The following is a 7,406-nucleotide window of genomic DNA, read 5'->3' as shown; positions in this document are numbered from 1 at the left end:
CTATGACAAATGTATTTATATGCTTGAACCGACTGAATTAAACCAGAAATTAGTTGGGCAATATATTTCATTTCTAGAGTATCCGGATGGGACTGTGGCCCTCATGCATCAAGGACGAAAGCTCAACTACAGCATCTTCAATAAATTGGCTGGGCTACAGCAAAATGAGATTGTTGAAAATAAACGTTTAGGTTCAGTTCTAGCGCATATTCAACAGCAGCATGAAGCATTGGAAAAACAGAATAAACGTTCAAGAACAAACAAAAGTATGCCAAGTCGTAAAGCTCAGAAAGCCGGTATTGAACAAAGAAAGTTGAATCCTGTGCTTGACTCTTGTCGTTAAAAACAGGACATTTTAAATGGTTTATCGCATAGACATTTTAATTGGTGAATAACACAAAAATGGGAGCCTTAAGCTCCCATTTTTACTATATTTTTTAATTTCTTATGCGTGTTGTACTGTGAGCTTCAAACCTAAAGCGTTCACTACGCGATTAATAGTATCGAAACGTGGTGCTGAATCCTGACGTAAAGCTTTGTAGAGTGCCTCACGTCCAATCCCTGCTTCTTTAGCTATTTGGGTCATGCCACGAGCCTTAGCAATTACACCAAGAGCATGAGCTAATTCAGCAGGATCATTATCTTCAAGAACCATATTGAGATACATCACAATATCTTCTTCAGTTTTAAGTGATTCAGCCATATCAAAACTTGGTAAATCAGCGACTTTAACCATTTTTAATCCTCCAATGTTTTAGATAATTTGACTGCTCGCTTGATATCATCTTGCTGTGTAGATTTATCACCGCCACCTAGCATCACAATCACAACATCACCATGTTGGATATAGTACATTCTCCAACCCGAACCGAAGAACTCTCTCATTTCCCAAACACCTTCTTGGAGAGGTTTAATGTCTCCCCAATTTCCACGCTGAACTTTATCTAATCTACGGTTCAAGCGAATACGGGTCATATTGTCTTTAATGTCATCTAACCATTCATCAAATTCAGGCAGACGTTTAATTTCAATCATGAGGCTTCCTTCTGTTCTCACTTCATTGTATTCGATCGAATACACAAAGCAAGTATTTTCCCTCTAGATTCATCTACAAAATTTGTAAATTTCGCATAACAGCCATTATGTTAAATGGACTATGTTGTTGGTGGAAATTTCAAGCAAATCGCCCTTATTTCTGTGAAATGATGATCAGAATAAAGGTATAATCTGATGTTAATCATGAAACTTTAAAATTAAGAATAAATATGCTGAATAATCTCCTTGGCATTTTGGATAACCTAGGCTTCGGCTCACAAAAACGTGCCATTAATGTTCATTTTTCTAATGTGGAACTGAATTCACAAATAATGTTGCAACGTATTGATGGCTATCATGGTATCAATGATGGTCTTTCTGCTGAATTAACCTGTTTATCAACGAACCCTTATATTTCATTAAAACAATTTATTGGCTGTCAGGTCGCAGTGGATCAAGTCACAGATTCAGGCAAGCTCTTTAGAACCTCTGGGATTATTACTGGAGCAAGCCAAGGACAAAGTGATGGTGCTTTTACGCTTTATCGCTTGACCATGCAAGATCCAACAAGCTTATGGCACAAACGACGAAATAGTCGTGTCTTTATGAACAAAAGCGTCGTTGAGATTATTGAGATTCTCTTTAAAGAATGGCAGAACAAGAGCCCACTTTTTGCATCTAGTTTAAAACTGGATAGTACAGGTCTAACCAAGCATTACGATATCCGTCCATTCTCCATGCAATCGAATGAAAGTGATTATTTATACTTAACTCGTCTAATGAGAGAAGAAGGAATCAATTGGCTTGTCGATGAGTCTAGTTATATCGTTACGAGTAATAGCCAAAGCATTGAAGCGCAAAAGCTACGCCTGATTGATGACAATGGGCAATATAAATCATTAGATCGTCGAAGTATTCGTTACCATCGAAGTCATGCTACTGAACAACAGGACAGTATTACCAGCTTTATTGCAGAGCGGAAATTACAACCCACGGCTATACATGTACAACGCTGGCAAGCAGATGTTCTAAGCCAAGAAGATGCCAGTGGTTCCGTTCTAAGTTCTCACCAGCATAGTAGTCAACGTGACAATGAAAGTTTAAGCCTTGAACAGGCCTGGAGTGTGTCTCCAGCATGGACAAGAGATTTGAATGGTGAAGATCAAGCGACTCAATCATCAAACAGCCAATTAGATAAACTGAATCAGCAGTTAAACCAATATCAAGCTTTACAAGCTAAATACTTCACAGTACATAGCAGTGTGAGAGATACACAAGTGGGCTATTGGTTCCAACTCAATGACCATCCAGAATTAGACAGAAACCATAGCGGTAGTGATAAAGAGTTTTTAATCCTAAATAAGCATTTTTACAATCAAAATAACTTCCCTAAGGACCTTCAAGAACATATTGAACGATTGCTCCATTTAAGCCATTGGAAAGTGAGCGAAGCTCACAATGAAGAACGTCAAACCAATGAATTAATCGTCATACGCCGAAATATAGCACTTGTTCCAGAATATGATCCTTTACAACATCGCCCACCTGCTCATGTACAACGTGCAAAAGTCGTGGGCAATAATGATGCAGAAGAAATTCATGTCGATGAATGGGGTCGTATTAAAGTCCGTTTTTTATTTACACGTCTTGAAGACCATACTCACGATGGTGGTTCAGGTTCCAATGACAATGATACCGACTCAGCTTGGGTCGATGTACTGACGCCTTGGGCCGGTGAAGGCTATGGCGCTCGATTTTTACCCCGTATAGGTGAAATTGTTGTTATCGATTTTTTTGACGGCAATATAGATCGTCCCTTTGTCACAGGTCGTATTCATGAAGCTGAACGTTCACCGACCAAGTTTGATATCAAAGGACAACTTCCGGATACCAAAAAACTGAGTGGCATCCGTTCAAAAGAGGTTGCTGGTGAAGGATTTAATCAACTTCGCTTTGATGATACAACGGGACAAATTAGTACGCAGTTGCATAGTAGTCATGGTGCTAGTCAACTTAATTTAGGAAATCTGAGTCATCCTAAAGAACAAGCGATGAGTGATGGCCGTGGTGAAGGATTTGAATTAAGAACGGATCAATGGGGTGCTTTACGTGCTGGTCAAGGTTTACTATTAAGTACCTATCAGCAGACTCAAGCATCTAAAGATCAGTTACAACTCAAAGTGACTCAAGAACAGTTTGCAGCGAGCTTGACTCAAGCCACAGCACTGAATAAAACAGCTATTGAGTTGGAAAGCACATCACTAGATATTTTAAGTAAATTTCAAGAATTTATTGAACAGCTTTCAACTGAAGATACATCAAAAGCGAATGCATTCAAATCTGCTGTAATGGTTCTGGCTTCACCAAAGAGTATAGGCATGAATAGTGAAGAAGACATTCATGCTTCAGCAAAAGGTTTTATTGTTCATAGTGCGGGTAAGAGCATTAATTTATCTACTCAAAATAGCCTAATTGCTCAAGCGAGTAAGAAAATTAGTCTCTTCGCTGCAAGAGAAGATGCGAGTTTAATTGCCGGTGTCGGTAAAGTTTTACTGAAATCCATTTCCAATACTTTGGATCTGATTTCAATGAAAGATTTAAATATCAAATCTACAGAAGGAAAAGTATTTATTACAAGCCCGACTGAAGTTGTGATTACAGGCGGAAGTTCACAAATTAGTATTAAAGATTCAGGAATTTACTCTAAAACCAGTGGTATTAATGAGTCTAAAGCTGGACAACATACTTTTAAATCGGGCGAATCGGTGGACAAAAGCATTGTCGGAAATCAGCTATATGATCTAAAAGTTAAGATACTAGATGAAGCAAAAAATATTGCAGTTAAAAATACGAAATACCTCTTAACTTTGAGCGATGGTAGTACGTTGGAGGGTATTACTGACGACAAGGGTTATACAGAGACAGCCTTGTCCTCTAAACAATTAAATATAAATTCTATTGAATTTATTGAAGATGAAAATTAGTTTTGGAAATGAAATGGCTGAACAAAAGAAAAGTGTAAACCAAAGCTTGACGCCTGTTGGAAATAATAGTGTTGCTAAGGTTTATATAAATCCGAAGGAAAAGTGTAATACCCTTGTAAATATGGCATTACCATCTGTTTATGGGAGCTGTGGTTATTACTATGTCCCTTATAAAGATGATCCAATAAAGAAAGGTGAAGTTGTTAAAAAAAATGGGATTAATATCCGATATTTTTTAAATCACGCTGAGGTATTAATTGATGTCAGAAAAACACAAGAACGCTGGCACTTAGCATTAGATATCACACTTCGTCTAATTCTAAATAGAGAGTCTCTGCTTAAATTAGATGGGGCTGATCCGAATTGGTCTCGTTATGCTGATTTTATGAAGCGTCATACAGCAACTTGTGGACACTTACCACCCACCTATTATCGTGCTTATGGTTATTACTATTGTTCTCGCTTTGGTAATTATCTTTTACCGAGTATGAAGAGTAATGAGGCTAAAAAGTGGTTAGTAAATGCTAGAAGATATTTGCAAGTCTATATGGATGATGGTTTAGGACAGAATAATAAGGGTAATGTTATTAAGTTGCCTTGCAAATTATCACCTAAAGCCAGTCAAACAATGACTTTTGCAAAGCAAACTGTTGAGTTGGATGATAAGACTTTTAAGACTTTTGCTTTTAACTCACATGTACCCGCCTATATTGATGGTGGAATGAAAGATGTACCAATGGCTGACTTACTACGAATTAGTGCTGAACCTAACCTTCAAGAATGGATGGATTTAGAGACTTGGGCACAAGCAGTACAAGTAGCTAAAATTGTACTTCCACATAAAGTTGCAGGTACTTTTAATGATGCTGTCGATGGTGTGAGATCATGGTTTTAGGATTAATCTATGTTCAAAAATAAATATTTCCTTATTTTTTTTAGTCTTTTCTTCTTTACAGGATGCAGTTTAATGTGGGCAACTGAATTTGATTTTGCTAAAGATAATTTCAATGGTGGTAACTTAGCTATTAATGAAAGCAAAGATACAGCATTGTTATTTTATATTGACCAAGAAAAAATCGAATTTGTTGATATCTTAAATGAAAAAGGCGAATTTGTAGATTCAAAATTCAAAGAAGAATGGATGAAAGACTCAAATCAGCGATTAAATAGAATGACGGTTGAAGTATTATCTGGAGGGAAAGAAAAACCTGACAAATTAGTTTTTAAAGAAAAAGCTCAGACGGGTCAGTGGTGGCAAACAGAAGATTTAAATACTATTTATATCAATACATACTTTATTGATTATACATTGGCCAATACAATTCCTGAAAACGATCAAATTAGAAAAGCACGTCAGTATAAAATATTTAAATCAGTCGATGGTGGAGATACTTTTACTCAACTTAAAAGTTGGCCTTCATTTAGACAAGTCAAACAAGTGCTTTTCGATGAAACGGGCATATATGGATATGCCATAGGTGAGCAGAAGACTTTGTGGCGCACATCTGATGGTGGAGAAACATGGGTACAAATCCATATGCCAAAGCAGATTATTGATCAATTGAATGCAATTAAGTTTGATTTTAGAATTGATGAGATTTTTAACTCATATCATTTTGATGAAAAAACAAAAGATTTTTATTTTTCTAATTTATTTAATGATCAAGGCCAATATCAAAGTGTGGTTTATAAATTTCCTTGGAGTAATGACCCTAAGAATAATCATATAGATAAATATTCTCCCATTCTCACTTTACCAAAATCAGATATTGTAGATCTTAATAGCGAAGGAGAAAAACTCTATATTTTAGGGATGGTCTATAATTTTGAGAAAAAAACCTATGATGCAGTAGATACAGAAACTACATTTTTAGTTGCTGCACCAGATGAAAATAATAGATACCAATGGCTTGAAAAAGTAAAAATTGGGAATGCCTTACAATTAGGTAAATTATATATAGGTAAAGATCAGGTTCTATACAGTTCAGGTTTTAAAAATTCAAATAGCTATCCATATCAGAGAGATATTGCTGCAGTAAGCTTTGACAAGGGAAGAAATTGGAAGATTGATGAAGAAGGCTCTTTGATTCAGGCTTCTACTTTTGATGAGAACACAAACAAGGTATTTATGCTTAAAGGTGGAAAAGTATCTTCAAGAAAGTTAACTAAGTTAAACTCTCTGCTACCTTAAGTGAAGTTTTTCTAAAATTAACATAATACACCTTATGCGAAGTTAAAATGTTAGAACCCATTTAAATTGTCTATATTCTCACCAATAAAAATGTCTAGTTTATGATGGTTTTTATCATCATGGACTGGATATAAAATATAGATGCTGATCACTATGTCTGATAAAGAAATTCAACGTCTTGCAGTTCTGCAAGAGGTTCGAGATCATCGTATTACCCAAGTCCGTGCTGCTGAAATCCTGAATCTTTCCACTCGTCAAATTACCCGGTTATTGCAGAAGCTCCATCAAGACGGTGTTTCAGGTCTGGCGCATGCCAGTCGTGGTCACCCGGGTCATCATCGCCATGATGAGTTATTAAAATCAAAGTGCCTTTCCATTATTTCTGAACATCTGCTCGGATTTGGACCCACCTTGGCGCATGAGAAGCTCAGCAGCATGTTTGACCTGAATATCCCTGTAGAAACGCTTCGGCGCTGGATGACTGCAAATGAGCTCTGGATTCCGCGATCCAAACGTCTAAAACGCCCATATCAGCCACGCTATAACCGGGATTGCTTGGGTGAGCTGATTCAGATTGATGGCTCATATCATGACTGGTTTGAAGGCCGAGCCGCCAAATGCTGCTTGCTGGTTTATATCGATGATGCCACTGGAAAGCTGTTGCATCTGCGCTTTTGTGAAGCGGAAACGACCTTTGATTACATGCTTTCAACCCGAGCCTACATTGAGCAATATGGGAAGCCCTTGGCCTTTTATAGCGATAAACACTCGGTATTCCGAGTCAATCAGAAATCGAGCCAAGACAGCAAGATCACGCAATTTGGGCGGATTCTGAACGAGTTAAACATTGATATTATCTTCGCCAACTCACCACAGGCCAAAGGCCGCGTAGAACGAGCGAATAGAACCCTTCAGGACCGTTTGATCAAGGAGATGCGCCTAGAAGGCATCGGTTCGATTGCTGAAGCCAATGCATGGCTACCCTGCTTTATTGAGCATTTCAATCAGAGGTTCGCCAAATGTGCGAGAAACTCAAAGAATTTACATCGGCCCTTAACCGAATCTGATCTTGAACTGGATGATATTTTTACCTGGCAGGAACCGCGTAAGGTCACCAAGAATCTAACCCTGACCTATGACAAATGTATTTATATGCTTGAACCGACTGAATTAAACCAGAAATTAGTTGGGCAATA

6 protein-coding genes and 1 pseudogene are annotated in these 7,406 nt (G+C 37.5%); 5 read left to right on the top strand and 2 right to left on the bottom strand.

What is annotated here, in order from left to right:
- Positions 1-343: pseudogene (locus AC5YCE_RS15290) on the top strand (ISNCY family transposase); the annotation flags it as partial.
- Between the two features lie 102 nt (positions 344-445).
- On the opposite strand, the gene AC5YCE_RS15285 reads toward AC5YCE_RS15290, so the two are convergent.
- Complete coding sequence (locus AC5YCE_RS15285) at positions 446-736, bottom strand: addiction module antidote protein (RefSeq protein ID WP_120368270.1); 291 nt, start codon at positions 734-736, stop codon at positions 446-448.
- Between the two features lie 2 nt (positions 737-738).
- A complete protein-coding gene (locus AC5YCE_RS15280; RefSeq protein WP_481953958.1) occupies positions 739-1,035 on the bottom strand; it encodes a type II toxin-antitoxin system RelE/ParE family toxin in 297 nt (98 codons plus the stop codon).
- Positions 1,036-1,265: 230 nt separating this feature from the next.
- Between AC5YCE_RS15280 and AC5YCE_RS15275 the strand changes: the two genes are divergently transcribed.
- From AC5YCE_RS15275 to AC5YCE_RS15260, 4 genes are all read left to right on the top strand, one after another.
- Positions 1,266-4,019, top strand: coding sequence for a type VI secretion system Vgr family protein (locus tag AC5YCE_RS15275; protein WP_496172590.1), 2,754 nt, complete (start codon positions 1,266-1,268; stop codon positions 4,017-4,019).
- 13 nt (positions 4,020-4,032) lie between these two features.
- Positions 4,033-4,914, top strand: a complete 882-nt coding sequence (locus tag AC5YCE_RS15270) for a hypothetical protein (RefSeq protein ID WP_496172589.1) — start codon at positions 4,033-4,035, stop codon at positions 4,912-4,914.
- Between the two features lie 72 nt (positions 4,915-4,986).
- Positions 4,987-6,210, top strand: coding sequence for a WD40/YVTN/BNR-like repeat-containing protein (locus tag AC5YCE_RS15265; RefSeq protein WP_496172588.1), 1,224 nt, complete (start codon positions 4,987-4,989; stop codon positions 6,208-6,210).
- Positions 6,211-6,351: 141 nt separating this feature from the next.
- Positions 6,352-7,406: ISNCY family transposase (locus tag AC5YCE_RS15260; protein ID WP_496171662.1), on the top strand; the 1,055-nt coding region annotated here is incomplete at its 3' end.

The sequence above is a fragment of the Acinetobacter sp. CY79 genome (assembly GCF_059515845.1).
Note: the sequence above shows the minus strand (reverse complement) of the source record. Positions and strands in the feature narration are given on the sequence as shown.

What these genes read in the sequence shown, in the direction of transcription:
- AC5YCE_RS15285 (WP_120368270.1), bottom strand. Translation starts at nt 736, where the DNA reads ATGGTTAAAGTCGCTGATTTACCAAGTTTTGATATGGCTGAATCACTT.
- AC5YCE_RS15280 (WP_481953958.1), bottom strand. Translation starts at nt 1,035, where the DNA reads ATGATTGAAATTAAACGTCTGCCTGAATTTGATGAATGGTTAGATGAC.
- AC5YCE_RS15275 (WP_496172590.1), top strand. Translation starts at nt 1,266, where the DNA reads ATGCTGAATAATCTCCTTGGCATTTTGGATAACCTAGGCTTCGGCTCA.
- AC5YCE_RS15270 (WP_496172589.1), top strand. Translation starts at nt 4,033, where the DNA reads ATGGCTGAACAAAAGAAAAGTGTAAACCAAAGCTTGACGCCTGTTGGA.
- AC5YCE_RS15265 (WP_496172588.1), top strand. Translation starts at nt 4,987, where the DNA reads ATGTGGGCAACTGAATTTGATTTTGCTAAAGATAATTTCAATGGTGGT.